Consider the following 25,108-nt stretch of genomic DNA (forward strand, 5'->3'; position numbering starts at 1 on the left):
TTCTTACTGAACTAAAAATTACTTCTCTTCGACGACCGGGCTGCCTACACCACGGTTATTGAACTCCCACATGCGGTTGAAGCTCGGGTCATTCAGATCGCGTTTGATCGCGCCTTTATCGTCTTTGGTGCCAATGTTGCCCGCGAACGGACGCTTGGACTCCAGCGCATCGCCCCACGGTTTAGCCGTGTTGAAACCTTCGTTGATCACGCTGTCGCGGATCACAACCTGGCCATTTGCGGCCTGGCCTAAATCCCATGAGCGACCCAACTGAGCGTCACCGGCTGCGGTAAAGCGGCTGTTGATTGCCAGGAAGCCGTAGTAGATGTTTGGCAGCGTGGCTGGTGCGAACACGGAACCTTCTTTGGTGCGGCTGTTCACCAGGCGGAAATCAGTGTTATCAAACACCACGGCACCGCGGCCTGCGACCACATCCACATCACCTTCAATGTAGCTGTTGGTTACCAGCGTACGCGGCTGACGATTGGTCAACATGCGGTTCTGAACATCGCTGTTGGTGACGAAGAAGGTGTTCTGGCGGCCCAGCAGGTGAACGTTATTCAGCTGTACTTTATCGCCATCGCTGCGCAGCGCCACGGCCTGGTGATTGCCGGCGTCCACGCTGTCACCCAGGGTGTTCTGGATGGTCAGGTTCTGGAGCTGCAAGCCATTATTCTGTGACCAAACGGCAGCGGAACACATCACGCCCACGGTCGCGCCGCGGCGGCTCTGGCAGTTATCGAACATGTACCAGGCGGGTTTCCCTGGCATGTATTTCCCGCCCGGGTTAACGGTGCGACGCCAGGTTGTCGGGTCGATTTCAGAGTCCAGCGTCAGGCCGATTTTGACATCATCTGCGTTGCCGGAAGTACCGTACAGCGTCACGCTACCGGAAGCCGCAGGAATATACACCGTACCTTCATATTGACCCGGCATGATGGCGATATACAGGCGAGAGCTGCTGTGCTTGATAATAGCAGCGTCCACCGCGGCCTGGACTGATGTGTGGGTGACGCCAGGCGTACCGGCAGGGCCAACCACGAAATCAGGCTGCTGAGGCGTGCGAATCGAGGACGGCGTCCACGGGGCTTCATTTGGGTTCATCGCGGTGAAGTAGCGCGCTGCCACAAAATTCTGTGCTTCGTCAGCCGCCAGGATCGGGCGGGACTGGGTTCCCGGCGCCACCTGAGTAGACGGTTTGTCCTGGGGTGGGGTTGAGCTACATGCACTCAGCGCCACGGCGAAAGCCAGGGCTGCGGCGCGACGAGAAACCGATAATGTGTTCAAGGTTGCTCCTTGCTGTACGGTGGAATAGAGGGTTATTTCAAAACCTGCTTTTTATACTAAGTTGAGCGAAACGGGAAGCCGATTTGTGCAAATCGGCTTCAGAAAGGGGGGAGAGGGTATTTTTCGGCGATGAAAAAGCGATTTGTTATTCTTTTTCTACTTCGTACTGACCGTTTTTTTTGCGAATAATATATTTGTGGTCATCATCGCAAGAGACGGTAAGTGAACCTCCGAATGCGGCGGGGTACACGCTGTTCACGGTATCGCACTGATAACCCGCCTGGCGAATCACTGACTGTGTCTCCGCCTTTAGCTGGGGCGAGCCGGTATCGGCCAGGGCGCTGCCTGCCATCAGGCAGAAGCTGAGTACAACGGTTCTCTTCATTTCTGTCTCTCTGTGATGTGAATCTGGTGAAAGGTTAATCGGCAGCGAGACGGGAAGGGATTAATAACTTAACTGGATTTATTTGAGTAAATTCATTCCAGAAATCGATTAGCGGAAGGGCAGACCAGGCCGGCAAGCGATACCGACCCGGTTGAAACAGAAACTAGTGGAAAAACTCAGGATTTTTTACCGCCTGCGCGACGGCCACAATTAATTTATCCAGCTGTTCAGGGCCGATGATATAAGGCGGCATCAGGTAGATCAGGCGGCCAAACGGCCGGATCCACACGCCCTGTTCGACAAAGAAACGCTGCAAAGCGGCCATATCTACAGGCCGGCGTGTTTCCACCACGCCAATAGCGCCCAGTACGCGCACGTCGGCTACGTTTTCGTTCGCCGTCAGCGGCAGCAAACCTTCCCGAAGCTGCTGCTCAATCGCCAGAACCTGCTGCTGCCAGTCTCCTTCCGCCAGGAGCGCCAGGCTTTCACTGGCAACCGCGCAGGCGAGCGGGTTCCCCATAAAAGTTGGGCCGTGCATAAAGCAGCCGGCTTCACCGTCGCTGATGGTTTCTGCGACATGGCGGGTGGCAAGTGTTGCGGAGAGCGTCATTGTGCCGCCGGTTAGCGCTTTGCCGAGACACATAATATCCGGTGAAATATCCGCGTGGTCGCAGGCAAACAGTTTCCCGGTGCGGCCAAAACCTGTCGCGATCTCGTCGGCGATCAGCAGAATCCCCTCCCGGTCGCACATGCGGCGGAGGCGGCGCAGCCATTCAGGGTGGTAAAAACGCATGCCCCCCGCGCCCTGGACGACAGGCTCCAGAATAACGGCGGCAATCTCTTCGCGATGTGCAGCCATCAGGCGGGCAAACGGCACGATATCCATTTCGTTCCATTCATCACCAAAGCCGCACTGCGGAGCAGGGGCAAAAAGATGCTCAGGCAAATAGCCCTGCCACAGGCTGTGCATCGAGTTATCAGGATCGCAGACTGACATCGCACCAAACGTATCGCCGTGATAGCCATTGCGGAAGGTCAGAAAACGCTGGCGAGGCTGTCCCCTGGCGTGCCAGTACTGCAGCGCCATTTTCATGGCGACCTCAACGGCGACGGAACCGGAGTCCGCCAGAAACACACATTCCAGCGGGTCAGGTGTCATCGCGACCAGCTTGCGGCACAGCTCAACGGCAGGTGGGTGCGTAATACCGCCGAACATCACGTGTGACATGCTATCGATCTGTCGCTTCATGGCCTGATTCAGTCGCGGGTGGTTGTAGCCATGAATAGCCGCCCACCAGGAGGACATGCCGTCGACGAGCATGCGTCCGTCAGCCAACTGCAGCTCACAGCCCGCCGCGGCCACAACGGGATAAACCGGGAGCGGCTGGCTCATCGAGGTGTACGGGTGCCAGATATGTCGCTGGTCGAACGCTAAATCATCAGGGGTCATAGGGTGACTTGTAAACCATTTGAAAAACATTTAGGTTTACGAGTATAACGTCAATCGATTTCCCATAACACCCCTTTTGGAGAGGCCCCATGGCTCACCACGCACGCTGGACAATGTCGCAGGTCACTGCTTTATTTCAAAAACCTTTGTTGGATCTGTTGTTTGAAGCGCAGCAGACGCATCGCCAGCATTTCGATCCCCGACAGGTACAGGTCAGCACCTTGCTGTCTATAAAAACCGGTGCTTGCCCGGAAGACTGTAAATATTGCCCACAAAGCGCCAGATATAAAACAGGCCTGGAGTCTGAACGCCTGATGGAAGTTGAGCAGGTGCTGGACTCCGCCCGCAAAGCTAAAAACGCAGGTTCGACACGTTTTTGTATGGGGGCCGCCTGGAAGAACCCGCATGAGCGCGATATGCCTTACCTTGAGCAGATGGTGCAGGGCGTTCGCGCTATGGGGCTGGAAACCTGTATGACGCTCGGTACGCTAACCAATGAACAGGCGCAGCGCCTGGCCTCCGCTGGGCTGGACTATTACAACCACAATCTGGACACCTCCCCGGAATTTTACGGCAACATCATCACGACCCGAACCTATCAGGAACGTCTGGACACGCTGGATAAAGTTCGTGATGCAGGGATCAAAGTTTGCTCCGGTGGGATTGTCGGCCTGGGCGAAACCGTCACCGACCGCGCCGGACTGCTGCTGCAATTAGCGAATTTGCCAACGCCACCAGAAAGCGTCCCTATCAACATGCTGGTGAAAGTGAAAGGCACGCCTCTGGCGGATAACGAAGACGTGGATGCCTTTGATTTTATTCGTACCATCGCGGTGGCCCGCATCATGATGCCAACCTCCTACGTGCGCCTTTCCGCAGGCCGCGAGCAGATGAGCGAGCAGACGCAGGCAATGTGTTTTATGGCCGGTGCAAACTCTATTTTCTACGGCTGCAAACTGCTGACGACGCCGAACCCAGAAGAGGACAAAGATCTGCAGCTGTTCCGCAAGCTGGGGCTTAATCCGCAGCAAACCACCACCGAAATGGGTGACAACGAACAGCAGGAGCAGCTCGCCGGGCAGATCCTGAACGCCGATACCGACAATTACTACAACGCGGCGGCGGTATGAGCTGGCCACAGCGAATCTCCGGGGCTTTAAGCGAACGGCGGACCAGCGCCAGCCTTCGCACCCGACAGGCCAATACGCTCGGTAACGGGCGTATTTTTTCGACCAACGGTCGGGAATATTTGAATTTTTCCAGCAACGATTATCTGGGACTGAGTCATCACCCGCAGATTACGGAGGCCTGGCAAAAAGGCGCGACGCAGTTCGGCGTTGGTAGCGGCGGGTCTGGTCACGTCACGGGGTATAGCCGTGCACATCAGGTGTTTGAGGAACAGCTGGCGGATTGGCTCGGCTTTGAGCGAGCGCTGTTGTTTATCTCCGGCTACAGCGCAAACCAGGCGGTGATCTCCGCGCTGGCGCAAAAAACGGACACGCTTATCGCCGATAAACTTTGCCATGCCTCAATGATGGAAGCGGCGATGCAAAGTCCGGCTCAGCTACGCAGATTTCATCACAACGACGTTCAGGCCCTTGCCACGCAGCTCGGTAAACCGCATGAAGGTGAACGGCTTGTCCTGACCGAAGGCATATTCAGCATGGACGGGGACAGCGCGCCGCTGGCTGAAATAGCACAGGCAACAAGACAAGCAGACGGTTGGTTAATGGTCGACGACGCGCACGGTATTGGTGTCCTCGGCAAAGAGGGGCGTGGCAGTTGCGATCGGCAAAAAATCAAACCGGATATTCTTGTCGTCACCTTTGGCAAAGCGTTTGGCGGCAGCGGTGCGGCGGTATTGTGCGACGAAGACGTTGCAACTTACCTGCTGCAGTTTGCCCGCCACTTGATATACAGCACCGCGATGCCGCCGGCGCAGGCCGTGTCGCTTCAGGCCGCGTTAAAGGTGGTTCAGCATGGCGATGAGTACAGAGCAAGGCTTGCTGAAAATATTCTGCGTTTTCGGCAGGGTGCTGCCCGACTCTCGCTGAATCTGGCGGATTCAGGTAGCGCGATACAACCTCTGATTGTGGGGGAGAATCAGCGCACGCTGGATCTCGCCTCCCGCCTGAAAGAGCGGGGCTTCTGGTTAACAGCCATTCGCCCGCCTACCGTTCCCCCCGGCAGCGCCCGCCTGCGCATCACCCTTACGGCCGCGCATACTTCTGGCGACATAGACGCATTGCTGGAGGCGCTTTATGACGCAGCTTGTTGATAAAGCCGCCGTCGCCGCAGCGTTTAGCCGGGCGGCAGGCAGCTACGAGCGTTTCGCCGAGCTGCAGCGTATCTGCGGTGATAACCTGCTGGCCGAGCTGGAAAACCGCCGTGCCGTAAGCGTGCTGGATGCAGGCTGCGGTACCGGCTGGTACAGCCGAATTTGGCGGGACAAAGGAAGCGAAGTGCTGGCGCTGGACATCTCGAAAGCGATGCTTGAGCGGTGCCAGCAAACCCAGTCGGCGCATCGCTTTCTTGAGGGGGATATCGAGTCTATTCCGCTGGCGGATGACCAGGTGGATCTGGCCTGGAGTAATCTTGCCGTTCAGTGGTGCAGCGATCTGCAGCAAGGCTTATCCGAGCTTTATCGCGTGACGAAACCGGGTGGGTGCATTGCGTTCAGCACGCTTGCGGCAGGTTCACTGCCTGAACTGCGCGAGGCCTGGCGCGGGGTAGACGAACGGGCGCATGCCAACCAGTTTTTATCCCTGGCCGAAATTGACCAGGCGTGTCGCCCATGGCGTTACGTATTAACCAGCCGCACCGTCAGCCAGCGTTTTCCTGACGTCATGAGCGCCATGCGTTCGCTAAAAGGCGTTGGGGCAACACACCTGCACGATGGCCGCAAAAACACTCTACTGACGCGTGGGCAACTGCAGCGGCTCAGCGAAGCGTGGCCCCGGCAAGACGGGCAGTTCTCTCTTAGCTGGCAGATAATTTTTGGAGTAATTGAACGTGATTAAAAAATGGTTTGTGACCGGCACCGACACTGAAGTTGGGAAGACCATCGCCAGCTGCGCGCTGCTTCAGGCGGCGAATACTGCGGGGTATCGCTCTGTGGGCTATAAGCCTGTGGCCTCTGGCAGTGAAATGACCCCTGAAGGCATTCGCAACAGTGATGCGTTAGCGCTGCAGCGCAATAGTTCGGTTAAATTGCCGTATGAGGAGATCAATCCGTTGGCTTTTCTTGAGCCGACCTCCCCGCACATCATTAGTGCTGAAGAGCAGCGCCCCATTACTTTTTCTGCTATGTCTGAAGGTCTAAAGAATCTTACCGGAAAAGCCGACTGGGTTCAGGTTGAGGGGGCTGGAGGCTGGTTTACCCCGCTGTCTGACACCACGACATTTGCCGAATGGGCCATCAGCGAGCAACTGCCGGTTATTTTAGTGGTGGGCGTGAAACTTGGCTGTATTAATCATGCAATGCTCACGGTACAGGCGGTGCTGGCCGCCGGTTTACCGCTGGCGGGCTGGGTAGCAAACGGTGTTCAACCCGCAGGAAAAAGGCATGCGGAATATCTTGCCACGCTCAAACAGCGGCTGCCGGCCCCGCTGCTGGGGGAAATTCCCTGGCTTAAGGGTATCAGCGATCAAACCGAGCTTGGTCACTACCTCGATCTCTCCGTTATTACGATCTAAGCCGCAAGGCGACTGCAACAAAAGCCAGGCCCGCAGCAAAGCCTCGGGCTGGCTCCCGCTTTAACCTTTTCCCCACAGACAAAGATTCATTCCAGGCAGCAACGTCTATAGAGTATTTCATACTTTTAGTTGTCATATGACAACCTTTTATGAGATGCTTTTTTAGCCGGAGGAGATATGGCCAGAAAACGGCACCCGCAAAAAGAGATAGAGGCGGCATTAAGCTACGCAGAATGCCAGGGTTGGCGGGTCAAAGAGGGCGGTTCGCATTGCTGGGGAAAAATGTATTGCCCCTGGAACGATAAAACATGCCGGTGCGGCGAGTTTTGTATCAGCTGTGTCTGGAGCACGCCTCGCAACGCAGAGAACCATGCCAGACAAATTCGCAGGCTTGTGGATGGATGCGCCAATAGGGCATCACGTAGCGTCCTGCATTAACAAGGAGAAGGCTCCATGGCGGAATACACGTTCACGCTTGTTTTTACTCTACCAGAAGGGAAAAAAGATCCGGAGAAGTGGGTTGCTGCTCTGGGCGCAGGAGGGTGTGATGATGCCCTCGTTGGCATCGGTGTGACGGGGCGTATTGCTCTGAATTTCATCCGCGAGGCCGACACAGCAGAAGAAGCCTTACTGAGCGCGCTGAAGGACGTTTCAGGCATTATTCAAGGCGCGTTATTGGTTGAAGCTGCCCCTGATTTAGTGGGGTTGAGTGACGTAGCGGAACTGCTAGGGGTGTCCCGGCAGTATATTCGCAAAGTTATGGTTTCCCGGGAGGCGTTTCCAGCGCCGGTACATGACGGGAAAACTGCACTATGGAATCTCGACGCGGTTTTACGCTGGATGAACAGCTCTGGCGTGAAGTCCATACCTTCGCCTTTGCTGGATATCGCGAAAGTGACGCGGCAGTGCAACCTGCATCGGGCGATGACGGAGCTCAACCCGGTTTTTCAGGAAAAATTGAAAAATTTGTAGTAGAGACTGCGTTCAGGGATCTAACCAGCCCGCCACGAGCTTGTCGTCCAGCTGGGAGACATTCCCTTGCGCGACATTTCGGCCTTTATGCAACAGGCAAAACTTGTCTGCAACCCGGCGTATAAAAGGCAGCCGCTGTTCGACCAGTAAAATGGTCAGGCCGAAGTCGCGGTTTAAGCGCCGGATGAGGTTGCCCATTTCTGTGATAAAGCGGTGCCCTCCGCCGAGAGCGGGTTCATCCAGTATCAGCAGTCTGGGCTCTAAAACCAGTGCCCGGGCAAGCGCTAACTGTTGCTGCATATCCCCGCTAAGTTCGCCGCTTTTTACCTGCCGAAGGCTATAGAGCTCGGGAAAAAGGTCATCAATCAGCACAGGAATGACCCGGGGTCGATGATGTCCCGCCATCATCGCTATCTGAAGATTTTCCTCAACGCTAAGCTGGGAGAAGATGCGCCTGTCCTGGGGAACGTAGCCAATTCCAAGCGCAGTTCTGCGCTCCACGGGTTTATTCACCAGGTCTTCAGGCGGCTGTCCCGCCTGTTGCCACAGCATACTGCCGCTTTGTACTGGCAAATAGCCGGTAATGCAGTTTACGAGCGTGGTTTTGCCCTGCCCTGGCGCGCCAAGCACGCAGGTGCATTCTCCCGGGGTCAGCTCGAGGTCGAGGTTCCACAGTATGTGGTGGTCACCGTAAAACTGATTAACAGCACGTAAGCTAAGCATGGCTCATCTCCTGGGTTGGGGAGTCGTTTCCCTCCTGGATATGCTGCAATTAGCTTGCCAGCTTGGTGATAATGCCTGAAAGCATCACGCTATTCAGGATAAAACTGAGTATCGGTTTCCTGAAAGGATAAAGCCGATGCGCAAGATGAGATCTCGCTGCACTCGATGGGTGCTAAAAAGTACGAATTTGGTGCAATAAAATGCCTTTTAACCTCAGGATATATCTCGATTTCGGGATCTTGCTCAATATGGCCGGGTATAGCGAAATCGAATGAATAAAAGCAAAAAAATTAGCGAAATTTTTTTTTCGCCCCTGGCACAGGAAGATCAGGGATTTTTCCGAGTGGCTAAGCAAAAGGGCTTGCTGCAGTTATCCACCATTCCTGTGGATAACCTTGTGCATTAGAGTTAGAAAACTTGACGAAAGCGAGAGCGGGCGCGGCCTGCGGCCAAATTGGCGCGAAACCGGTCTTTGTGAAATATTCATTTGAATTCAAGTTGTTAAATAAAAGCAACAGCTGCAATAAAACTGTCAAACATTCGGCCCGAGGTATCCTTACCTCCCTTGACAAATGTTAAAAGGCGAAAAAATTTGGGGATAACCGGTCGTGGCTGGAGATTTATCTGGTGAAGGGGCAAATTCTGGGCAAACAAAGTGGCAAAAAGCAGTCGTTAGTAGGCGTAGTAAAAATGAGAACTGGTGTTTTATACAGTTTTTATACTGGCAAAAATCCCGCTGCCGGGTAAAATTACTCTCCGGCCCGCTCGTTTCTTCATCAGGTAGCCCGTTCATGAGTAAAGCGTTCAAACTGAATTCCGCATTTAAACCTTCTGGCGACCAGCCTGAAGCAATCCTTCGCCTGAAAGACGGGCTTGAAAACGGGCTGGCGCACCAGACGCTGCTGGGCGTAACGGGATCGGGTAAAACCTTCACGGTAGCAAACGTGATAGCCGACCTTCAGCGCCCCACGATGGTACTGGCGCCAAATAAAACGCTGGCGGCGCAGCTTTACGGTGAAATGAAAGAGTTCTTCCCGGACAACGCCGTTGAGTTTTTTGTCTCTTACTACGATTACTATCAGCCTGAAGCTTATGTGCCAAGCTCGGACACCTTCATTGAAAAAGATGCGTCGGTGAACGAACACATTGAGCAGATGCGTCTGTCGGCGACCAAAGCGTTGCTTGAGCGGCGGGACGTCATCGTGGTGGCATCCGTGTCGGCGATCTACGGTCTGGGTGACCCGGACCTGTACCTGAAGATGATGCTTCACCTGACGAAGGGTATGATCATCGATCAGCGGGCGATCCTGCGCCGTCTTACGGAGTTACAATACACCCGCAACGATCAGGCATTCCAGCGCGGTACGTTCCGCGTAAGAGGGGAGGTGGTCGATATCTTCCCGGCTGAATCAGACGATCTTGCGCTGCGTGTAGAGTTGTTCGACGAAGAGGTTGAGAGGCTGTCGCTGTTCGATCCACTGACCGGGCAAATCGATCAAACTATTCAGCGTTTTACTATTTACCCTAAATCGCACTACGTTACGCCGCGCGAGCGTATTGTGCAGGCGATGGAAGATATCAAAGTTGAGCTGGCCGAGCGCCGTAAGTTCCTGCTGGAAAATAATAAACTGCTGGAAGAGCAGCGTATTGCCCAGCGTACCCAGTTTGATCTCGAGATGATGAACGAGCTGGGTTATTGTTCGGGCATTGAAAACTACTCGCGCTTCCTCTCCGGGCGAGGGCCTGGCGAACCGCCCCCAACGCTTTTTGACTATCTTCCGGCAGATGGCCTGCTGGTGGTGGATGAATCCCACGTCACCATTCCGCAAATTGGCGGCATGTATCGCGGCGACCGCGCCCGTAAAGAAACGCTGGTGGAATATGGCTTCCGCCTGCCGTCGGCGCTGGACAACCGACCGTTAAAATTTGAAGAGTTTGAAGCGCTGGCCCCGCAGACCATCTACGTTTCAGCGACGCCGGGCAACTATGAGCTGGAAAAATCTGGCGAGGACATCGTTGACCAGGTTGTTCGTCCTACGGGGCTGCTCGATCCGGTGATTGAAGTGCGTCCGGTGGCAACGCAGGTAGACGATTTGCTTTCTGAAATTCGTAAACGTGTGGCCATCAATGAACGCGTGCTGGTGACGACATTAACCAAGCGGATGGCGGAAGACCTGACCGAATATTTAGAGGAGCATGGTGAACGCGTACGCTACCTGCACTCGGATATCGACACCGTGGAACGCATGGAGATTATCCGTGATTTGCGCCTCGGTGAATTTGACGTTCTGGTGGGGATCAACCTGCTGCGAGAAGGTCTTGATATGCCGGAAGTGTCGCTGGTTGCCATTCTGGATGCGGACAAAGAAGGTTTTCTGCGTTCCGAGCGCTCGCTTATTCAGACCATCGGCCGTGCGGCGCGTAACGTTAACGGTAAGGCGATTCTCTACGGTGATAAAATCACGCCGTCAATGGCCAAAGCGATTGGTGAAACCGAACGCCGCCGTGAGAAGCAGCAGCGCTACAACGAAGAAAATGGCATTACGCCGCAGGGCCTGAACAAACGAGTCGTGGACGTTCTGCAGCTTGGCGAAGGCATGGCGAAGACCAAAGGGCGGGTTAAAACCAAAGCACGCAGCGTGATAGAAGATGATGAAGTTGTGCTGACGCCGAAAGCGCTGCAGCAGAAAATTCATCAGCTTGAAACGAAGATGCTGGAACACGCGCAAAATCTGGAGTTTGAAGAGGCGGCGCAGATTCGCGACCAGCTTCACAAGCTGCGCGGACTCTTTATCGCCGCCTCATAAGCGGCGAGGTTTACCCGAGCTGCTGCACGGCCTGTTCGAGGGCTGCCCGCAGCAACTGGCGGTCGTGGCGATACCGAATGTCACTGGCTTCCAGCGGCTGTTGAATAACCAACCTGTCGCCCACTTCGCTGGCCTCAACGTGTGGGCCAACCAGCACGGCATCGATAACGCGTTTTCCGATATGCTGTTCCATCAATTCAAGCTTTTGGCGCAGGGAAAGGCTGGCTGCGGCAGGGCTTAGCTCTTTGCCCAGGTTGCCGATATACACCATCGGCGCTGGCGTGCGGCGCAGCGCCTGATCCATCTCTTCAAGCAGCAAAATCGGCATCAGGCTGGTGTAAAAGCTGCCGGGGCCAATCAAAATTAAATCGGCCTCAGCGATGGCTTCTAAGGCTTCACGCGTGGCCGGGACTTTCGGGTAGACCGCCAGATCCTGCGGTGGATTGAGCAACTGGTCGATACTTACTTCGCCATACACGGCGTTGCCCTGGTCGTCGGTAGCCATTAAATCGACCGGATGCTCCGACATCGGAATCAGCTGCGCATCGACCTTTAGCAGGTTGCGAATTAAATTGATTGCCTCCAGCGGGCGCACGCTGAGGTGATCCAGCGCCTTTAACATTAGATTTCCGAGGTTATGGCCTGAAAGTTCGCCGTTACCGCCAAAACGATACTCAAACATTGTTGATGCCACGCTTGGTTCAGTGATCAGCTGATTCAGGCAGTTGCGCATATCTCCCCAGGCAATCCCGCCCTCAGAGCGTCGAATACGTCCGGTTGAGCCGCCGTTGTCGGTGGTGGTGACGATGCCGGTTAAACGTGAGCCGAGGGATGAAAGGGATGACATGACGCGACCCAGGCCGTGCCCACCGCCCAGCGCGACAACCCGATCAAGATCTGCAAGCGTGCGATTACGCATAGAAAAGATAATCCTTAAGAGGCATACAGGCGCTTAAGGTAGCGTAAAAGCGCCAAAAAGACGATTCTTGCTCTGTGGATAATGATACATATCAAAGTAAAAGTTAGCTTTTTAAGTACTCTGTAGCGAAATTAAGCAATTATCTCGTTATGTATAGATTTATATAGCGAAAACTGATATAGCGCGAAGCCAGATGTCGCGCTACTATCGCAGTAACACACACTCAAGCCATGGTACCTAAGTCACAAGATAAGGTGCCCTGGCCGCAGCCCCTGAGGTTGCCAGGGTGCAGGAAGAAATGACTGCATCTCCCGTATTTGGAAAGGTGTATTCAGTGTCCCAGCTTACCGATGCTTTTGCGCGTAAGTTCTATTACTTGCGCTTATCAATTACCGACGTCTGCAACTTTCGCTGCAGCTATTGCCTGCCCGACGGCTATAAGCCGCACGGCGTGGCCAATAAAAGCTTCCTCAACGTCGATGAAATTCGTCGCGTTACCCGGGCTTTTGCTGCTCTGGGTACCGAAAAGGTGCGCCTGACGGGCGGGGAACCTTCTTTGCGCCGCGACTTTACCGAAATCATCGCCGCGGTGCGTGAAAACACGTCTATTCGCCAGCTTGCGGTGACGACCAACGGCTATCGCCTGGCCCGGGATGTTAACGCCTGGCGTGATGCGGGGCTGACCGCCCTGAACGTTAGCGTCGACAGCCTGGACGCTCGTCAGTTTCATGCCATTACCGGCCAGGATAAATTTCGGCAGGTGATGGATGGCATTGACGCGGCTTTCAACGCGGGGTTTGAGCGAGTAAAAGTGAACACCGTGCTGATGCGCGACGTAAACCACAATCAGCTCGAGACCTTCCTTGCCTGGATCAAACCTCGCCCCATCCAGCTCCGCTTTATTGAGCTGATGGAAACCGGCGACGGCGGCTCGCTTTTCCGCAAACACCATATTTCCGGTAAAACCATTCGCGACCAGCTGCTTGAGCGAGGCTGGGTTCACCAATTGCGTCAGCGCAGCGATGGCCCTGCCCAGGTGTTCTGCCATCCCGACTACAAAGGCGAAATCGGGCTCATCATGCCGTATGAGAAAGATTTCTGTGCCAGCTGCAACCGGCTGCGAGTTTCGTCCGTCGGTAACCTGCACCTCTGCCTGTTTGGCGAGCAGGGAATTGCGCTGCGGGATCTGTTGGCGGATGACGCCCAGCAAAGCAAACTGGAGGGACGTATCTCTTCCGCGCTGGCGCAGAAAAAGCAAACCCATTTCCTGCATGACGGTAACACCGGCATCACCCAAAATCTGTCGTATATCGGCGGCTAGAGCCTGCCCACAAGGAGAATATCGATGAGTCAGGTAAGCGCAGAGTTTATCCCGGCACGTATTGCTATTTTGACGGTGTCCAGCCGTCGTGGTGAAGATGACGACACTTCGGGTCACTATTTGAGTGAAGTCGCCACGGAAGCGGGGCATCAGGTGGTAGACAAAGCTATCGTCAAAGAAAACCGTTATGCCATCCGGGCCGCAGTTTCGCAATGGATTGCCGATGAGCAGGTTCAGGTGGTGTTGATCAACGGCGGCACCGGGTTTACCGACGGAGACCAGACGCCGGAGGCGCTTCTCCCGCTGTTTGACCGGGAAGTTGAAGGTTTCGGCGAGCTGTTTCGTATGCTCTCCTTTGAAGAGATTGGCACCTCTACGCTGCAGTCACGCGCCGTTGCGGGCATGGCGAACAAAACGCTGATTTTCGCCATGCCGGGCTCAACGAAGGCCTGCCGAACCGCCTGGGAAAATATCATTCAGCCTCAACTGGATGCCCGTCAGCGCCCGTGCAATTTCCACCCACATATTAAGAAGTAAGTTATGTCGCATTTGACCCATATTAACGCCGCCGGGGAAGCACATATGGTGGACGTGTCCGCCAAGGCTGAGACGGTTCGTGAGGCCCGCGCCGAAGCGTTTGTGACCATGCAGCCGGCAACGCTGGCGATGATTGTTGACGGCAGCCACCACAAAGGTGACGTTTTTGCCACCGCACGTATCGCGGGGATCCAGGCCGCTAAACGCACCTGGGAACTGATTCCGCTGTGCCATCCGCTTTTACTGAGCAAAGTAGAAGTGCAGCTTGAGGCTCAGACTGAGCAAAACCGAGTTCGCATCGAGTCCGTGTGCCGCCTGACGGGAAAAACCGGCGTAGAAATGGAGGCATTAACTGCGGCCTCCGTCGCCGCGTTGACCATTTATGACATGTGCAAAGCCGTACAAAAAGACATGGTCATCGGCCCTGTCCGTCTGCTGGAAAAGAGCGGCGGAAAATCCGGCGATTTTAAGGTGGCAAACGATGCTTAATGTTCTGTTTTTTGCCCAGGTACGCGAACTGGTCGGCTGCGACAGCCTGGCGCTGGATGAAGCCTACGGCGATGTGGAGCAACTGCGTGCGGCATTGGCCGACAGAGGCAGCCGCTGGGCGCTGGCGCTGGAGTCCGGCAAGCTGCTGGCCGCGGTCAATCAAACGCTGGTGAGCTTTGATCATCCGCTGGCGAAGGGCGACGAAGTGGCCTTTTTCCCACCGGTGACCGGAGGTTAAGTGGACAGCACCCGTATTATTGTTGGCCGCGAGAATTTCAACGTCGGCGAAGAGTATCAGTGGCTTTCTCAGTGCGATGAAGACGGTGCGGTCGTGACCTTCACCGGTAAAGTTCGCAATCACAACCTTGGCGACAGCGTTAGCGCCCTGACGCTTGAACATTATCCGGGCATGACCGAAAAAGCGCTGGCTGAAATTGTCGCCGAGGCCAGAAGCCGTTGGCCGCTGCAGCGCGTGACGGTGATTCACCGCATCGGCGAACTGTGGCCAGGCGATGAAATTGTCTTTGTCGGCGTGACGGGCGCGCACCGCAGCTCAGCGTTTGAAGCCGCCCAGTTCATCATGGATTACCTGAAAACTCGCGCCCCGTTCTGGAAACGTGAAGCGACCGCCGAAGGCGACCGCTGGGTCGAAGCCCGGGACAGCGATAAGCAGGCGGCTAAACGCTGGTAGGCTACTCGGTCTGCGGGATGTGTTAATCTTAAAGCGGGTGAGCCAAACAGCTCGCGTCAGAAGTTTAATTCACAACACAGAGGAAGCATCATGGACCGATTCCCGCGTCCCAATGAGACTATCGTGCAGCGTGCCAATACGGGCCTTCAGACCTTTATGGCGCAAGTTTACGGCTGGATGACCTGCGGTCTACTTTTAACCGCCTTTATCGCGTGGTACGCGGCGAATACCCCGGCGGTGATGGAGTTTGTCTTCTCCAGTAAAATCACTTTCTTTGGTCTGATCATCGTTCAACTGGGGCTGGTCTTTGTGCTCTCCGGCATGGTGCATAAGCTGAGCGCTGGCGTGGCGACGTCGCTGTTTATGCTTTACTCGGCGCTGACCGGGTTGACCATGGCGAGCATTTTCCTGGTTTATACCTATTCGTCCATCGCCAGCACATTTGTGGTGGCAGGCGGGATGTTTGGTGCCATGAGCCTCTATGGCTATACCACCAAACGTGACCTGAGCGGCTTCGGCAACATGCTGTTTATGGCGCTGATCGGGATTGTACTGGCTTCGCTGGTTAATTTCTGGCTGAAAAGCGATGCGCTCATGTGGGCCATCACCTACATCGGCGTGGTGGTTTTTGTGGGCCTGACCGCATACGACACGCAGAAACTGAAAAACATCGGCGAGCAAATTGATACCCGCGATGCGCAAATGCTGCGTAAATACTCAATTCTGGGTGCCCTGACGCTGTATCTGGACTTCATCAACCTGTTCCTGATGCTGCTGCGTATCTTCGGTAACCGCCGCTAATCTACATATTCCCTCCCCTTCGCGGGGAGGGAGTTTTCCCCGCAGTTTTGCTTTTCCTCGAGCGACTTTTACCTGCCTGAACGGAAATAAATTGCAATATCTGTCACAAAAAGGGGGCGTATTGAGGAAATTTCCGTACACTTGCGTACTCTGATTAACAGGAAGAAATACTCCAGGAGATAAAGCATGAAGTGGCAACAACGTGTAAGAGTGAGAACCGGACTGGGTTGCTGGCAGATTATGCTGCATCTTGCGGTGGTCGCTGCGCTGCTCGTTGGCTGGAAAACCGCGACCCTGATCCCCGTGGGCGTAGGGCTGTGCCTGCTTTATGTCGCCACCGTGGTGCTGATGTTTATCTTCCAGCGTTTTCACACCGGTTTGCTGCGCGATATCGGTGATTTTCTTGAAGAGCTGACTACTACATGGTATTTCGGCAACGCAATGATTGCGCTGTGGCTACTGTCTCGAGTGGTACAGAGTCACCTTCTTCTGGCGCTCGCCGGCCTGGCAATGCTCGCCGGGCCAGCTATCTTCTCTCTGCTCGCGAAAGACAAATCACGCAATCTTACGCCTAAACATCCAGTACGCCGCTGAACCCGTTGTGGCCGCAATCACCAGCAGCGGCCACAAACTCTGCCAGACAATCCCAAAGCTCGCATCCTTCAGGTAAATCTGCTTGGTGATATCGGTAAAATGACGAATCGGGTTTATCCACGTCAAATCCTGCAGCCACACCGGCATGTTTTCCACCGGTGAGACATAGCCGGAGAGCAGGATCGCCGGCATCATAAAGACAAACACGCCAATAAACGCCTGCTGCTGGGTTGAGCAGAGGGCGGAAATCAGCAGCCCGAACCCCACCAGAGACAGCCCGTAGATAATCATCGTGAAGTAAAACAGCAGCAGCGAGCCGGAGAAGGGGATGTGGTAGCCCCAAATTCCTACCGCCAGCACAATGGTGGCCTGCACCAACGCGACAATCTGTGCGGGAACCGCTTTGCCAATAAAGACTTGCCAGGTGGCCAGGGGCGAAACCAGCAGCTGATCGAGCGTGCCTTGCTCGCGTTCCCGGGCCACGGAGAGGGACGTTACAATCATCACGCCGATGGTGGTAATCATCGCAATCAGCGACGGCACCACAAACCATTTGTAATCGAGGTTAGGGTTATACCAGTTGCGAATAGTCAGCTCGCTGTTGTTGGGTTTTGGCAGGTCGGTCATCAGCTCTTGCTGATAGTTATTGACGATTTGCTGGAGGTAATTCGCGGCAATCTGCGCGCTGTTTGAGTTACGCCCGTCGAGCAGAATCTGCAGCTTCGCCGGATTCTGACTGGCAATATCGCGCGAGAAATTTGCCGGGAAACGAATCAGCAGCAGGGCTTTTTGGTTGTCTATCGTCGGCTGTATTTCCTGCGGGCTTTTCAGCAGCAGCACGTGGCTGAAGGCGCTGGCACGGGCAAAGCGCTGGGTCAGCTCAATCGAATGGTTACCGTTGTCTTCGTTATAAATAGCGATGGTGGCATTGGTGACCTCAAGCGTGGCGGCAAACGGGAACAAAAGCACCTGCAGCAGCACCGGCAAAATCAGGATGGCGCGGGTCTGCGGCTCGCGTAGCAGCGACTGCAGCTCTTTGCGAATCAACGTCCATAAACGATAAAACATGCTTTCTCCCTAATCGAGCCGACGTTTGGTTTTCAGCGCCGTCAGGCCGATAAACATCACCGCCGAGGCAATCAAAAACAGCGTGTTGACGATCAACACCGAGGTGATATTCCCCGCCAGGAACAGGCTTTGCAGGGTGCTGACGAAGTAGCGCGCCGGGATGACGTAGGTCACCGCCCTGATAATCGCCGGCATACTGTCTATCTGGAAAATAAAGCCGGACAGCATGATGGACGGTAAAAATGCGGCGTTCAGTGCGACCTGCGCGGCGTTAAACTGGTTGCGTGTAATGGTGGAGATCAGCAGCCCCATGCCCAGCGTGCTAAGTAAAAACAGGCTGCTGATCAGAAATAGCAGTAACAGCGAGCCGCGCCACGGTACGCCGAGAATAAACACCGTCACCAGCATACAAAGCAGCATGGCTAGCATCCCCAAAACATAATAGGGCACCAGCTTGCAGAGCAGCAGTTCGGTCTTCGTCACCTGCGTGGAAAGCAGAGCCTCCATGGTGCCGCGCTCCCATTCCCGGGCCACGACCAGAGAGGTCAGGATAGCGCCAATGACCGTCATGATGATGGTCACCGCGCCGGGAATTATAAAGTGCTGGCTGATGGCAGCGGGGTTAAACCAATAGCGCAGCTGCACTTCGATTAAGGGCTCAAAGTGCTCCCCGCGATCTTCCGCCCGCTGTTGCTGCCAAAGCTGCCAGATCCCCTGCATATAGCCCTGAACAAAGTTAGCCGTATTGGGCTCGCTGCCGTCGGTGATCACCTGAATCGGGGCCGTTGCGCCGGGGCGGGCCATGTTCTGCGCAAAGTCGGGCGGAATCGTCACCATGCCGCGAATTTTCCCGGCCTGCATGAGCTGAATCAGCTGCTCGCGGTTATCGCTGATGGTGGGCTCAATAAACGGCGAGGCGCTGATGGCGTGGGTGAAATCCAGCGCGTCTTCGCTCTGCTGCTCGATCAGCACGCCGACGTGGAGGCGGCTGGAATCGAGATTAATGCCGTAGCCGAAGATAAACAGCAGCAGAAGCGGGATAACCACGGCGATTAACCAACTGCTGGGGTCGCGCACGATTTGCCGGGTTTCTTTCACGCACAGGGCGCGGACGCGGCGCCACGATATCCTTTGGCTATGTTCGCTCATCGCTGTGCTCCTTATCCCACTCGTGAATCAGCCCGATAAACGCCTGCTCCATGGTGGGGTCGGGCGTGTCGTCATCCGCTATCTGCTGTTTTAGGTCGTCCGGCGTGCCGCTGGCAATCAGCTTGCCCCGGTATACCAGCCCGATGCGGTCGCAGTATTCGGCCTCATCCATAAAGTGAGTGGTCACCATCACCGTCACGCCTTTCTCTACCATGCTGTTGATATGCAGCCAGAACTCACGGCGGGTAATAGGATCCACGCCGGATGTCGGTTCGTCGAGAAACAGAATATCCGGTTCGTGCATCAGCGAGCAGGCAAGCGCCAGCCGCTGCTTAAAACCCAGAGGCAGAGAATCTGTCGTGCTATTGGCGATAGGCTGCAGCGCAAACGCCTCGCTCATGCGGGCAATTTTGTCCTGCTGAACGCGCCCGCGAAGGCCATAAACACCGGAGAAGAAACGGAGATTTTGTGCCACCGTCAGGTTGCCGTAGAGGGAGAATTTTTGCGCCATGTAGCCCAGGTGTTGGCGTGCTTTGCCGGAGCTGGTTTTCAAATCCATGTCCAGCACCAGTGCTTTGCCCGAAGTGGGGACTAACAAACCACACATCATCTTGAAGGTGGTGGACTTGCCGGCGCCGTTAGGGCCAAGCAGCCCGAAGATTTCACCGCGCTTAACGGCAAAGTTAACGTGGTCGGTGGCGGCAAAGTCGCCGAATTTTTTGGTTAGCTCTTCGGCCTGAATCACCGTCTCGCCGGCCTCGCCGTCAACGGTATGAAGAATATCGCCCAGCGGCGATTCGTTCGCGGCGGCGCCACCCAGTAAATCAATAAACGCGTCTTCAAAGCGCGGGTCAGTTTCTTTCAGGCTGGACTCGGGCACGTTCAGGGCATTTGCCAGATCGTTCACTTTCGCCTCTTTGGCAAGGATCAGCCGCACAGAGCGCCCCTGAATCACGCCGTCGCTGACCTGCGGCAGCTTCAGCGCGCGCTGAAGTAGCTGGCGATTATTCTCGTGCTCGTGGCTGACCAGCAGTGAACGCCCGGCCATCTTCTGCGTCAGCGCTTTCGGCGCGCCGTGATAAAGCAGCTCGCCTTCGTTCATCAGCAGGATTTCCCGGCACTGCTCGGCCTCATCGAGATACGATGTGCTCCAGAGGATCAGCATGCCTTCGCCCGCCAGCTCGTGCACCATTTGCCACAGTTCACGCCGGGATATGGGGTCTACGCCTACGCCAGGTTCATCCAGCAAAAGGACTTTCGGCTGGCCGACGAGCGTACAGGCGAGGCCAAGCTTTTGCTTCATCCCGCCTGAGAGTTTGCCCGCCAGCCGCTCGGTAAACGGCCCGAGAGAGGTGAATTCCAGCAGTCGGGCAAAGGTGCTTTTGCGCTGCTCCCCGATCACGCCGCGCAGGTCGGCATAAAGCATCAGGTTTTCCATTACCGTCAAATCTTCGTACAGGCCAAATTTCTGCGGCATGTAGCCCAGTTCAGCGTGCAAAGCGCGATCGTCTTTAATCGGGTCGAGGCCGATCACCGAGGCTGCGCCTTCGCTTGGCTGCAGCAATCCCGCCAGCATCCTCATGAGCGTGGTTTTCCCCGCGCCGTCCGGGCCGACCAGGCCGGTGACTGCCCCGGCATGGATTTCGCAATCCAGGCTGGCGACGGCCGGTTTTTCAAGGCCAGGGAAACGCTTCACCAACCCCTGCAGATGAATGACCGCGTCATTGCTGCTCATGCTGACTTCCACCGTTGAATTTCACCGTAACGGGCATGCCCTGACGCAGCGCGTCATCTGCATCGGTCACGATAATGCGTAAGCGGTAGACTAAATCCGTGCGCAAATCGGGAGTTTCAACCGTTTTTGGCGTGAACTCCGCCGTTGGAGACACAAATCCCACTTTGCCGTGGTATGGCTTGTCCGGGCGGCCATCGGTGTAAATCAGCAGTTCGCTGCCGGGTTTGGCCTGCCCGAGGTTGGTTTCGTCGATATAGGCGCGAACCCACACCGGGCGAGTAAGCGACAGGGTGAGTACCGTGCTGCCTGCGTTAAGCATGCTGCCGGGTTCAACGGCACGGGTCAGCAACGTGCCGTCAGAAGGCGCAATCAGAGTGGTGTCCTGCAGATCTAGCTGCGACTGAGCCAGCTGTGCTTTGGCTTGCTGAAGGCTGGCCTGCGCCTGAGCGATTTCCTGCGGGCGGTTGCCGCTGCGGTACTGACTGAGCTTATCCTGGGCCGCTTTCAGCGTGGCTTTTGCCTGGTCGCTGGACGAGCGGGCGTTGGCTAAATCATTCGCCGAGATGGTTTTGGTCGCCCACAATCCCTGCTGGCGCTGGTAGAAGTTTTGCGCGTAATCATAGGCCGCCTGCGCCTGGTTAACCTGCGCTGCAGCCTGGGCTATTTCTTCGTCACGGTAGCCCGCAATAATCAAATCGTACTTAGCCTGGGCGGCCGCAACGTTGGCTTCGGCCTGGCGCAAAGCGTTTTCATACGGTGCTTTATCTATCAGCCCCAGCGGTTCACCGGTTTTGATTGCATCGCCTTCATCTACCTCAAGCGCCGCGAGTCGCCCTCCCACGCGGAAGCTAAGGTTAACGGTGCGGATATCCACGTTGCCGTAAAGCGTTAGCTCGCTGTTTTGCTGGCTCTGATACCATTTCCAGCCGCCAAACGCCGCGGCCACGAGCACTAGAATCACAATGACGGCAATCACCGGCTTCTTATTGTTCATCACAAGCTTTTCCTCTGTTTACGGATAATCCCTGCAGGATGAAATCAACGTGGCTCAGCACCACGCGGCTTATTTGCTGCACTTTGGCCTGGTCAAACTGAGGCCAGCCGGTGCGCAACAGAATCGTTTCTCGCCCAAGCCGGAAGGCCAGCACCTGGCCGAGCAGCGTGTGGGTATGCAAAATAGTGTCGGTATCAAAAGGATCTCGCCCGGTGTAATGCGCCACCAGCGTGGTCAGCAGAGTGTGCATCGGGTCGATAACCTGCTGGTGAATAAGCTGATAAGCGGCGGTCGGGGAAAGCTGTTCGCGGGAGATAAATTTGCTTAGGTTGAGCGTGTCGTCGGCGGTCAGCAGGGCGATCATTTGCCCGAGCGCGATATGAATAAGATGCCGTATTTTCTCTTTGTCCGGTTCGGGCTGGCACAGAAGGGCTTCTGCGTGGGCAACATGTTCGTGAAAATTACCGCTGATGAAATCGGCAATCCACTGAGCGGAAGCCATATACAGCGCTTCTTTGGAGCCAAAGTAGTAGGTGATCGCGGCAATATTTTGCCCAGCCTGGGCGGCGATATCTCGCGTGGTGGCGTGCATGCCATATTCAGCGAATTGCGCGATGGCGGCGGTGATGAGCGTATTTTTAGCCTGCTCTCCGCGGCTGGTGACCGGCGTCGGCGAAGGTGTCATACCGACCTCTTAAAATGTTAATCAATCGATTGATTAAGAGTAAGCAAAGTTATCAACCCTGTCCAGTACAAGGCTTTATTCTGCTTGCGGAGAGGAAAATGAGAATTTATGCGGAAGATCACAAAAACTGCTACACTGCACGCGAACGGCGCCGTGGTTTGCGCCTCCTCTCTTCGCCAGCTTAGCGCTGGCGCGTGATGTTCCCCCTGGAAACTACACCGCACAATGCGGTCAGGGCGGTTCTGGAGTTCCTATGTCTTTTGATTCTCTCGGCCTGAATGCCGATATTTTGCGTGCGGTGGAAGAGCAGGGCTATCGTGAGCCTACCCCAATTCAGCGCCAGGCAATCCCGGTAGTCTTATCAGGCCGTGACCTGATGGCCAGTGCCCAAACCGGCACCGGCAAAACCGCAGGCTTTACCCTGCCGCTGTTACAGCGTCTGACCGACAGCGCGCCTCACCTGAAGGGCCGTCGCCCGGTGCGTGCGCTGATCCTCACCCCAACCCGCGAACTGGCAGCGCAGATTGGTGAGAACGTCCGCGACTACAGCAAATATTTAAATATCCGCTCGCTGGTTGTCTTTGGCGGCGTGAGCATTAACCCGCAGATGATGAAGCTGCGCGGCGGCGTGGATGTGCTGGTGGCAACCCCAGGCCGTCTGCTGGATCTTGAGCATCAAAATGCGGTGAAACTCGATCAGATCGAGATTCTGGTGCTGGACGAAGCCGACCGCATGCTGGATATGGGCTTCATTCATGACATTCGTCGCGTATTGGCTAAACTGCCTGCACGCCGCCAGAACCTGCTGTTCTCCGCAACCTTCTCCGACGACATTAAAGCGCTGGCTGAGAAGCTGCTGCACAACCCGGAAGAAGTGGAAGTGGCTCGCCGCAACACGGCGTCTGAGCAGGTCACGCAGCACGTTCACTTTGTGGACAAAAAGCGCAAGCGGGAACTGCTGTCGCAGATGATTGGCGAAGGCAACTGGCAGCAAGTGCTGGTGTTCACCCGCACCAAACATGGCGCTAACCATCTGGCAGAGCAGCTGCAAAAAGACGGTATCACCGCGGCGGCAATCCACGGCAACAAGAGCCAGGGCGCTCGTACACGCGCGCTGGCGGACTTCAAAAGCGGCGGTATTCGCGTGCTGGTGGCGACTGATATCGCGGCTCGCGGCCTGGACATTGAAGAACTACCGCACGTTGTTAACTATGAGTTGCCGAACGTGCCGGAAGACTACGTGCACCGTATTGGCCGTACCGGTCGTGCGGCAGCCACCGGTGAAGCACTTTCTCTGGTGTGCGTGGACGAGCATAAGCTGCTGCGCGACATCGAGCGTCTGCTGAAGCGCGAGATCCCACGTATCGCATTGCCAGGTTTTGATGTTGATCCGTCCATTCCGGCCGAGCCAATCGTCAACGGTCGTCAGCAGCGTGGCGGCGGTGGTCGTGGCGGCCAGGGCGGTCGCGGTGGTCAAAGCCAGGGGCAGGGCCAGCGTCGCGGTGGCAACGGCGGGAACGCAAATGCTTCCGGTGAGCGTAACAACGGCCCGCGTCGCAGCGGTAAACCGCAGGGCGAAGGTGCTGCGAAGCCGGCAGGGGATAATACCCGTCGCCGTCGCCCACCGCGTAAACCAGCGGCAGCGCAGTAAGTTTCATACCCTCACCCTAACCCTCTCCCTTAAAGGGAGAGGGGATTAAAGCCCCCCGCATTTCTTCTGCTTCTTTGAAGGTGGGAACTAGCGGAATCCCAGGTTTTCCGCCTCTCCCCTCTGGGGAGAGAGTCGGGGCGAGGGGAAAACTCCACACATATTATCGGATGCGTCATGCGTGTTCTTCTTGCCCCGATGGAAGGCGTTCTCGACTCGTTAGTTCGCGAACTTCTTACCGAGGTTAACGACTACGATCTCTGTATCACCGAATTTCTTCGCGTGGTCGATCAGCTGTTGCCGGTTAAATCTTTCCTCAAACTTTGCCCCGAGCTCGATCATGGCAGCCGCACGCCATCCGATACGCTGGTCCGCGTTCAGCTTCTTGGGCAATACCCGCAGTGGCTGGCTGAGAACGCAGCTCGTGCGGTTGAACTCGGCTCCTGGGGCGTGGACTTAAACTGCGGCTGCCCGTCAAAGCTGGTCAACGGCAGCGGCGGCGGGGCGACTTTGCTCAAAGATCCCGAGCTCATTTACCGCGGCGCGAAAGCCATGCGTGAGGCTGTGCCAGCGCATTTGCCGGTCACGGTAAAAATTCGCCTCGGCTGGGACAGCGGTGCGCGTCAGTTTGAAATTGCTGATGCCGTGCAGCAGGCGGGGGCGACAGAATTGGTGGTTCACGGACGTACTAAAGAAGACGGCTACAAAGCGGAGCTTATCAACTGGGGTGCCATCGGTGAGATTCGTCAGCGGCTGTCGATCCCGGTCATCGCTAACGGCGAAATCTGGGACTGGCAAAGCGCACAGGATTGCCTTGCGGCTACGGGATGTGATTCGGTGATGATTGGGCGCGGGGCGCTGAATGTGCCAAACCTGAGCCGGGTTATCAAATACAACGAAGCGCGAATGCCGTGGGCCGAGGTTGTTACGCTGTTGCAAAAATACAGCCGTCTCGAAAAGCAGGGCGATACCGGGCTGTATCACGTGGCAAGGATTAAACAGTGGCTTGGTTATTTGCGTAAAGAATACGCCGAAGCAACGGAGCTGTTTACCCTCATTCGCACGTTAAAAACGTCCGGTGAAATCGCCAATGTTATTGGCGCGTTAAAATAATTTCTTTTAGATAACCCGTTAATTGAACTTTTAATTGGCGGGCA

General features: G+C 55.7%; 26 protein-coding genes and 1 riboswitch. Of the genes, 16 read left to right on the plus strand and 10 right to left on the minus strand.

Annotated elements, in window-relative coordinates:
* Window positions 1–18: 18 nt before the first annotated feature.
* The 3 genes from A936_RS07455 to bioA all read right to left on the minus strand — a co-directional run bounded on the left by A936_RS07455 (window position 19) and on the right by bioA (window position 3,122).
* Entirely contained in the window at window positions 19–1,287 is a 1,269-nt protein-coding gene (locus A936_RS07455; RefSeq protein ID WP_008456229.1) for a putative acyl-CoA thioester hydrolase, read from the minus strand.
* 145 nt (window positions 1,288–1,432) lie between these two features.
* Window positions 1,433–1,672 (minus strand): hypothetical protein, encoded by a 240-nt coding sequence (locus tag A936_RS07460; RefSeq protein WP_008456230.1) that lies wholly within the window; start codon window positions 1,670–1,672, stop codon window positions 1,433–1,435.
* Between the two features lie 163 nt (window positions 1,673–1,835).
* Complete coding sequence (gene bioA / locus A936_RS07465) at window positions 1,836–3,122, minus strand: adenosylmethionine--8-amino-7-oxononanoate transaminase (RefSeq protein ID WP_008456232.1); 1,287 nt, start codon at window positions 3,120–3,122, stop codon at window positions 1,836–1,838.
* A gap of 89 nt (window positions 3,123–3,211) precedes the next feature.
* Here bioA and bioB point away from each other — a divergent pair, with 89 nt between their 5' ends.
* The 6 genes from bioB to A936_RS07490 all read left to right on the plus strand — a co-directional run bounded on the left by bioB (window position 3,212) and on the right by A936_RS07490 (window position 7,790).
* The gene (gene bioB / locus A936_RS07470) at window positions 3,212–4,252 is read left to right on the plus strand and encodes a biotin synthase BioB (RefSeq protein WP_008456235.1); all 1,041 of its coding nucleotides are present in this window, start codon (window positions 3,212–3,214) and stop codon (window positions 4,250–4,252) included.
* The gene (gene bioF, locus A936_RS07475) at window positions 4,249–5,400 is read left to right on the plus strand and encodes an 8-amino-7-oxononanoate synthase (protein WP_008456237.1); all 1,152 of its coding nucleotides are present in this window, start codon (window positions 4,249–4,251) and stop codon (window positions 5,398–5,400) included. The genes bioB and bioF overlap by 4 nt, the downstream gene beginning before the upstream one ends.
* Window positions 5,384–6,142 (plus strand): malonyl-ACP O-methyltransferase BioC, encoded by a 759-nt coding sequence (gene bioC, locus A936_RS07480; RefSeq protein ID WP_008456249.1) that lies wholly within the window; start codon window positions 5,384–5,386, stop codon window positions 6,140–6,142. Before bioF ends, bioC begins: the two co-directional genes overlap by 17 nt.
* Window positions 6,135–6,818 carry a dethiobiotin synthase gene (gene bioD, locus A936_RS07485; protein ID WP_008456251.1) on the plus strand — a complete coding sequence of 228 codons (684 nt, stop codon included), beginning with the start codon at window positions 6,135–6,137 and terminating at the stop codon, window positions 6,816–6,818. Before bioC ends, bioD begins: the two co-directional genes overlap by 8 nt.
* A gap of 177 nt (window positions 6,819–6,995) precedes the next feature.
* On the plus strand, window positions 6,996–7,256 hold the full coding sequence (locus A936_RS23710; RefSeq protein WP_071530474.1) for a hypothetical protein: 261 nt from the start codon (window positions 6,996–6,998) through the stop codon (window positions 7,254–7,256).
* A gap of 15 nt (window positions 7,257–7,271) precedes the next feature.
* Complete coding sequence (locus A936_RS07490; RefSeq protein ID WP_008456254.1) at window positions 7,272–7,790, plus strand: helix-turn-helix transcriptional regulator; 519 nt, start codon at window positions 7,272–7,274, stop codon at window positions 7,788–7,790.
* A 12-nt stretch (window positions 7,791–7,802) separates the two neighbouring features.
* On the opposite strand, the gene A936_RS07495 is transcribed toward A936_RS07490, so the two are convergent.
* Window positions 7,803–8,513 carry an ABC transporter ATP-binding protein gene (locus A936_RS07495; protein ID WP_008456255.1) on the minus strand — a complete coding sequence of 237 codons (711 nt, stop codon included), beginning with the start codon at window positions 8,511–8,513 and terminating at the stop codon, window positions 7,803–7,805.
* A gap of 791 nt (window positions 8,514–9,304) precedes the next feature.
* On the opposite strand from A936_RS07495, the gene uvrB reads away from it, so the two are divergent.
* A complete protein-coding gene (gene uvrB / locus A936_RS07500; protein WP_008456258.1) occupies window positions 9,305–11,320 on the plus strand; it encodes an excinuclease ABC subunit UvrB in 2,016 nt (671 codons plus the stop codon).
* Between the two features lie 10 nt (window positions 11,321–11,330).
* Here uvrB and yvcK read toward each other — a convergent pair whose 3' ends face one another.
* Complete coding sequence (gene yvcK, locus A936_RS07505) at window positions 11,331–12,239, minus strand: uridine diphosphate-N-acetylglucosamine-binding protein YvcK (protein WP_008456260.1); 909 nt, start codon at window positions 12,237–12,239, stop codon at window positions 11,331–11,333.
* A gap of 208 nt (window positions 12,240–12,447) precedes the next feature.
* Window positions 12,448–12,582, plus strand: a riboswitch (molybdenum cofactor riboswitch).
* Here yvcK and moaA point away from each other — a divergent pair.
* The 7 genes from moaA to A936_RS07540 all read left to right on the plus strand — a co-directional run bounded on the left by moaA (window position 12,538) and on the right by A936_RS07540 (window position 16,672).
* Window positions 12,538–13,560: a GTP 3',8-cyclase MoaA gene (gene moaA, locus A936_RS07510; RefSeq protein ID WP_034808200.1), complete on the plus strand. Its 1,023-nt coding sequence runs from the start codon at window positions 12,538–12,540 to the stop codon at window positions 13,558–13,560. It overlaps the preceding riboswitch by 45 nt.
* A gap of 24 nt (window positions 13,561–13,584) precedes the next feature.
* The gene (moaB, locus tag A936_RS07515) at window positions 13,585–14,097 is read left to right on the plus strand and encodes a molybdenum cofactor biosynthesis protein B (RefSeq protein ID WP_008456265.1); all 513 of its coding nucleotides are present in this window, start codon (window positions 13,585–13,587) and stop codon (window positions 14,095–14,097) included.
* Between the two features lie 3 nt (window positions 14,098–14,100).
* On the plus strand, window positions 14,101–14,586 hold the full coding sequence (moaC, locus tag A936_RS07520; protein WP_008456267.1) for a cyclic pyranopterin monophosphate synthase MoaC: 486 nt from the start codon (window positions 14,101–14,103) through the stop codon (window positions 14,584–14,586).
* Window positions 14,579–14,824, plus strand: coding sequence for a molybdopterin synthase sulfur carrier subunit (moaD, locus tag A936_RS07525; protein WP_008456269.1), 246 nt, complete (start codon window positions 14,579–14,581; stop codon window positions 14,822–14,824). The genes moaC and moaD overlap by 8 nt, the downstream gene beginning before the upstream one ends.
* Window positions 14,825–15,277 carry a molybdopterin synthase catalytic subunit MoaE gene (gene moaE, locus A936_RS07530; RefSeq protein WP_008456271.1) on the plus strand — a complete coding sequence of 151 codons (453 nt, stop codon included), beginning with the start codon at window positions 14,825–14,827 and terminating at the stop codon, window positions 15,275–15,277. It begins immediately after the preceding gene.
* A gap of 90 nt (window positions 15,278–15,367) precedes the next feature.
* A complete protein-coding gene (locus tag A936_RS07535) occupies window positions 15,368–16,078 on the plus strand; it encodes a Bax inhibitor-1/YccA family protein (protein WP_008456273.1) in 711 nt (236 codons plus the stop codon).
* Between the two features lie 186 nt (window positions 16,079–16,264).
* Window positions 16,265–16,672, plus strand: coding sequence for a YbhQ family protein (locus tag A936_RS07540; RefSeq protein ID WP_008456275.1), 408 nt, complete (start codon window positions 16,265–16,267; stop codon window positions 16,670–16,672).
* Here the strand turns inward: A936_RS07540 and A936_RS07545 are convergent.
* The 5 genes from A936_RS07545 to cecR are packed head-to-tail and all read right to left on the minus strand — an operon-like array spanning window position 16,634 to window position 22,303.
* Window positions 16,634–17,740 carry an ABC transporter permease gene (locus A936_RS07545; protein WP_008456277.1) on the minus strand — a complete coding sequence of 369 codons (1,107 nt, stop codon included), beginning with the start codon at window positions 17,738–17,740 and terminating at the stop codon, window positions 16,634–16,636. The two genes, A936_RS07540 and A936_RS07545, sit on opposite strands and share 39 nt — an antisense overlap.
* 9 nt (window positions 17,741–17,749) lie before the next feature.
* A complete protein-coding gene (locus tag A936_RS07550) occupies window positions 17,750–18,889 on the minus strand; it encodes an ABC transporter permease (RefSeq protein WP_008456279.1) in 1,140 nt (379 codons plus the stop codon).
* Complete coding sequence (locus tag A936_RS07555) at window positions 18,876–20,624, minus strand: ATP-binding cassette domain-containing protein (protein ID WP_008456280.1); 1,749 nt, start codon at window positions 20,622–20,624, stop codon at window positions 18,876–18,878. The genes A936_RS07550 and A936_RS07555 overlap by 14 nt, the downstream gene beginning before the upstream one ends.
* Complete coding sequence (gene hlyD / locus A936_RS07560; protein WP_008456283.1) at window positions 20,611–21,618, minus strand: secretion protein HlyD; 1,008 nt, start codon at window positions 21,616–21,618, stop codon at window positions 20,611–20,613. Before hlyD ends, A936_RS07555 begins: the two co-directional genes overlap by 14 nt.
* On the minus strand, window positions 21,608–22,303 hold the full coding sequence (gene cecR / locus A936_RS07565; protein ID WP_008456286.1) for a transcriptional regulator CecR: 696 nt from the start codon (window positions 22,301–22,303) through the stop codon (window positions 21,608–21,610). Before cecR ends, hlyD begins: the two co-directional genes overlap by 11 nt.
* A 253-nt stretch (window positions 22,304–22,556) precedes the next feature.
* On the opposite strand from cecR, the gene rhlE reads away from it, so the two are divergent.
* Window positions 22,557–23,954, plus strand: a complete 1,398-nt coding sequence (gene rhlE, locus A936_RS07570) for an ATP-dependent RNA helicase RhlE (RefSeq protein ID WP_008456288.1) — start codon at window positions 22,557–22,559, stop codon at window positions 23,952–23,954.
* Window positions 23,955–24,128: 174 nt separating this feature from the next.
* The gene (gene dusC, locus A936_RS07575) at window positions 24,129–25,064 is read left to right on the plus strand and encodes a tRNA dihydrouridine(16) synthase DusC (RefSeq protein ID WP_008456289.1); all 936 of its coding nucleotides are present in this window, start codon (window positions 24,129–24,131) and stop codon (window positions 25,062–25,064) included.
* The last annotated feature ends 44 nt before the right edge of the window (window positions 25,065–25,108 follow it).

It is taken from the genome of Enterobacter sp. Ag1 (assembly GCA_000277545.1).
GTDB lineage: Bacteria > Pseudomonadota > Gammaproteobacteria > Enterobacterales > Enterobacteriaceae > Cedecea.

Bases quoted from the DNA above. Each gene is read 5' to 3' on its own strand.
- bioB (WP_008456235.1), top strand. From the start codon at position 3,212: ATGGCTCACCACGCACGCTGGACAATGTCGCAGGTCACTGCTTTATTT.
- bioA (WP_008456232.1), bottom strand. From the start codon at position 3,122: ATGACCCCTGATGATTTAGCGTTCGACCAGCGACATATCTGGCACCCG.
- dusC (WP_008456289.1), top strand. From the start codon at position 24,129: ATGCGTGTTCTTCTTGCCCCGATGGAAGGCGTTCTCGACTCGTTAGTT.
- cecR (WP_008456286.1), bottom strand. From the start codon at position 22,303: ATGACACCTTCGCCGACGCCGGTCACCAGCCGCGGAGAGCAGGCTAAA.
- A936_RS07555 (WP_008456280.1), bottom strand. From the start codon at position 20,624: ATGAGCAGCAATGACGCGGTCATTCATCTGCAGGGGTTGGTGAAGCGT.
- A936_RS07535 (WP_008456273.1), top strand. From the start codon at position 15,368: ATGGACCGATTCCCGCGTCCCAATGAGACTATCGTGCAGCGTGCCAAT.
- yvcK (WP_008456260.1), bottom strand. From the start codon at position 12,239: ATGCGTAATCGCACGCTTGCAGATCTTGATCGGGTTGTCGCGCTGGGC.
- hlyD (WP_008456283.1), bottom strand. From the start codon at position 21,618: ATGAACAATAAGAAGCCGGTGATTGCCGTCATTGTGATTCTAGTGCTC.
- moaB (WP_008456265.1), top strand. From the start codon at position 13,585: ATGAGTCAGGTAAGCGCAGAGTTTATCCCGGCACGTATTGCTATTTTG.
- A936_RS07495 (WP_008456255.1), bottom strand. From the start codon at position 8,513: ATGCTTAGCTTACGTGCTGTTAATCAGTTTTACGGTGACCACCACATA.
- rhlE (WP_008456288.1), top strand. From the start codon at position 22,557: ATGTCTTTTGATTCTCTCGGCCTGAATGCCGATATTTTGCGTGCGGTG.
- A936_RS07545 (WP_008456277.1), bottom strand. From the start codon at position 17,740: ATGTTTTATCGTTTATGGACGTTGATTCGCAAAGAGCTGCAGTCGCTG.
- A936_RS07490 (WP_008456254.1), top strand. From the start codon at position 7,272: ATGGCGGAATACACGTTCACGCTTGTTTTTACTCTACCAGAAGGGAAA.
- A936_RS07550 (WP_008456279.1), bottom strand. From the start codon at position 18,889: ATGAGCGAACATAGCCAAAGGATATCGTGGCGCCGCGTCCGCGCCCTG.
- A936_RS07460 (WP_008456230.1), bottom strand. From the start codon at position 1,672: ATGAAGAGAACCGTTGTACTCAGCTTCTGCCTGATGGCAGGCAGCGCC.
- moaC (WP_008456267.1), top strand. From the start codon at position 14,101: ATGTCGCATTTGACCCATATTAACGCCGCCGGGGAAGCACATATGGTG.
- bioC (WP_008456249.1), top strand. From the start codon at position 5,384: ATGACGCAGCTTGTTGATAAAGCCGCCGTCGCCGCAGCGTTTAGCCGG.
- A936_RS07540 (WP_008456275.1), top strand. From the start codon at position 16,265: ATGAAGTGGCAACAACGTGTAAGAGTGAGAACCGGACTGGGTTGCTGG.
- uvrB (WP_008456258.1), top strand. From the start codon at position 9,305: ATGAGTAAAGCGTTCAAACTGAATTCCGCATTTAAACCTTCTGGCGAC.
- moaA (WP_034808200.1), top strand. From the start codon at position 12,538: ATGACTGCATCTCCCGTATTTGGAAAGGTGTATTCAGTGTCCCAGCTT.
- A936_RS23710 (WP_071530474.1), top strand. From the start codon at position 6,996: ATGGCCAGAAAACGGCACCCGCAAAAAGAGATAGAGGCGGCATTAAGC.
- moaD (WP_008456269.1), top strand. From the start codon at position 14,579: ATGCTTAATGTTCTGTTTTTTGCCCAGGTACGCGAACTGGTCGGCTGC.
- bioF (WP_008456237.1), top strand. From the start codon at position 4,249: ATGAGCTGGCCACAGCGAATCTCCGGGGCTTTAAGCGAACGGCGGACC.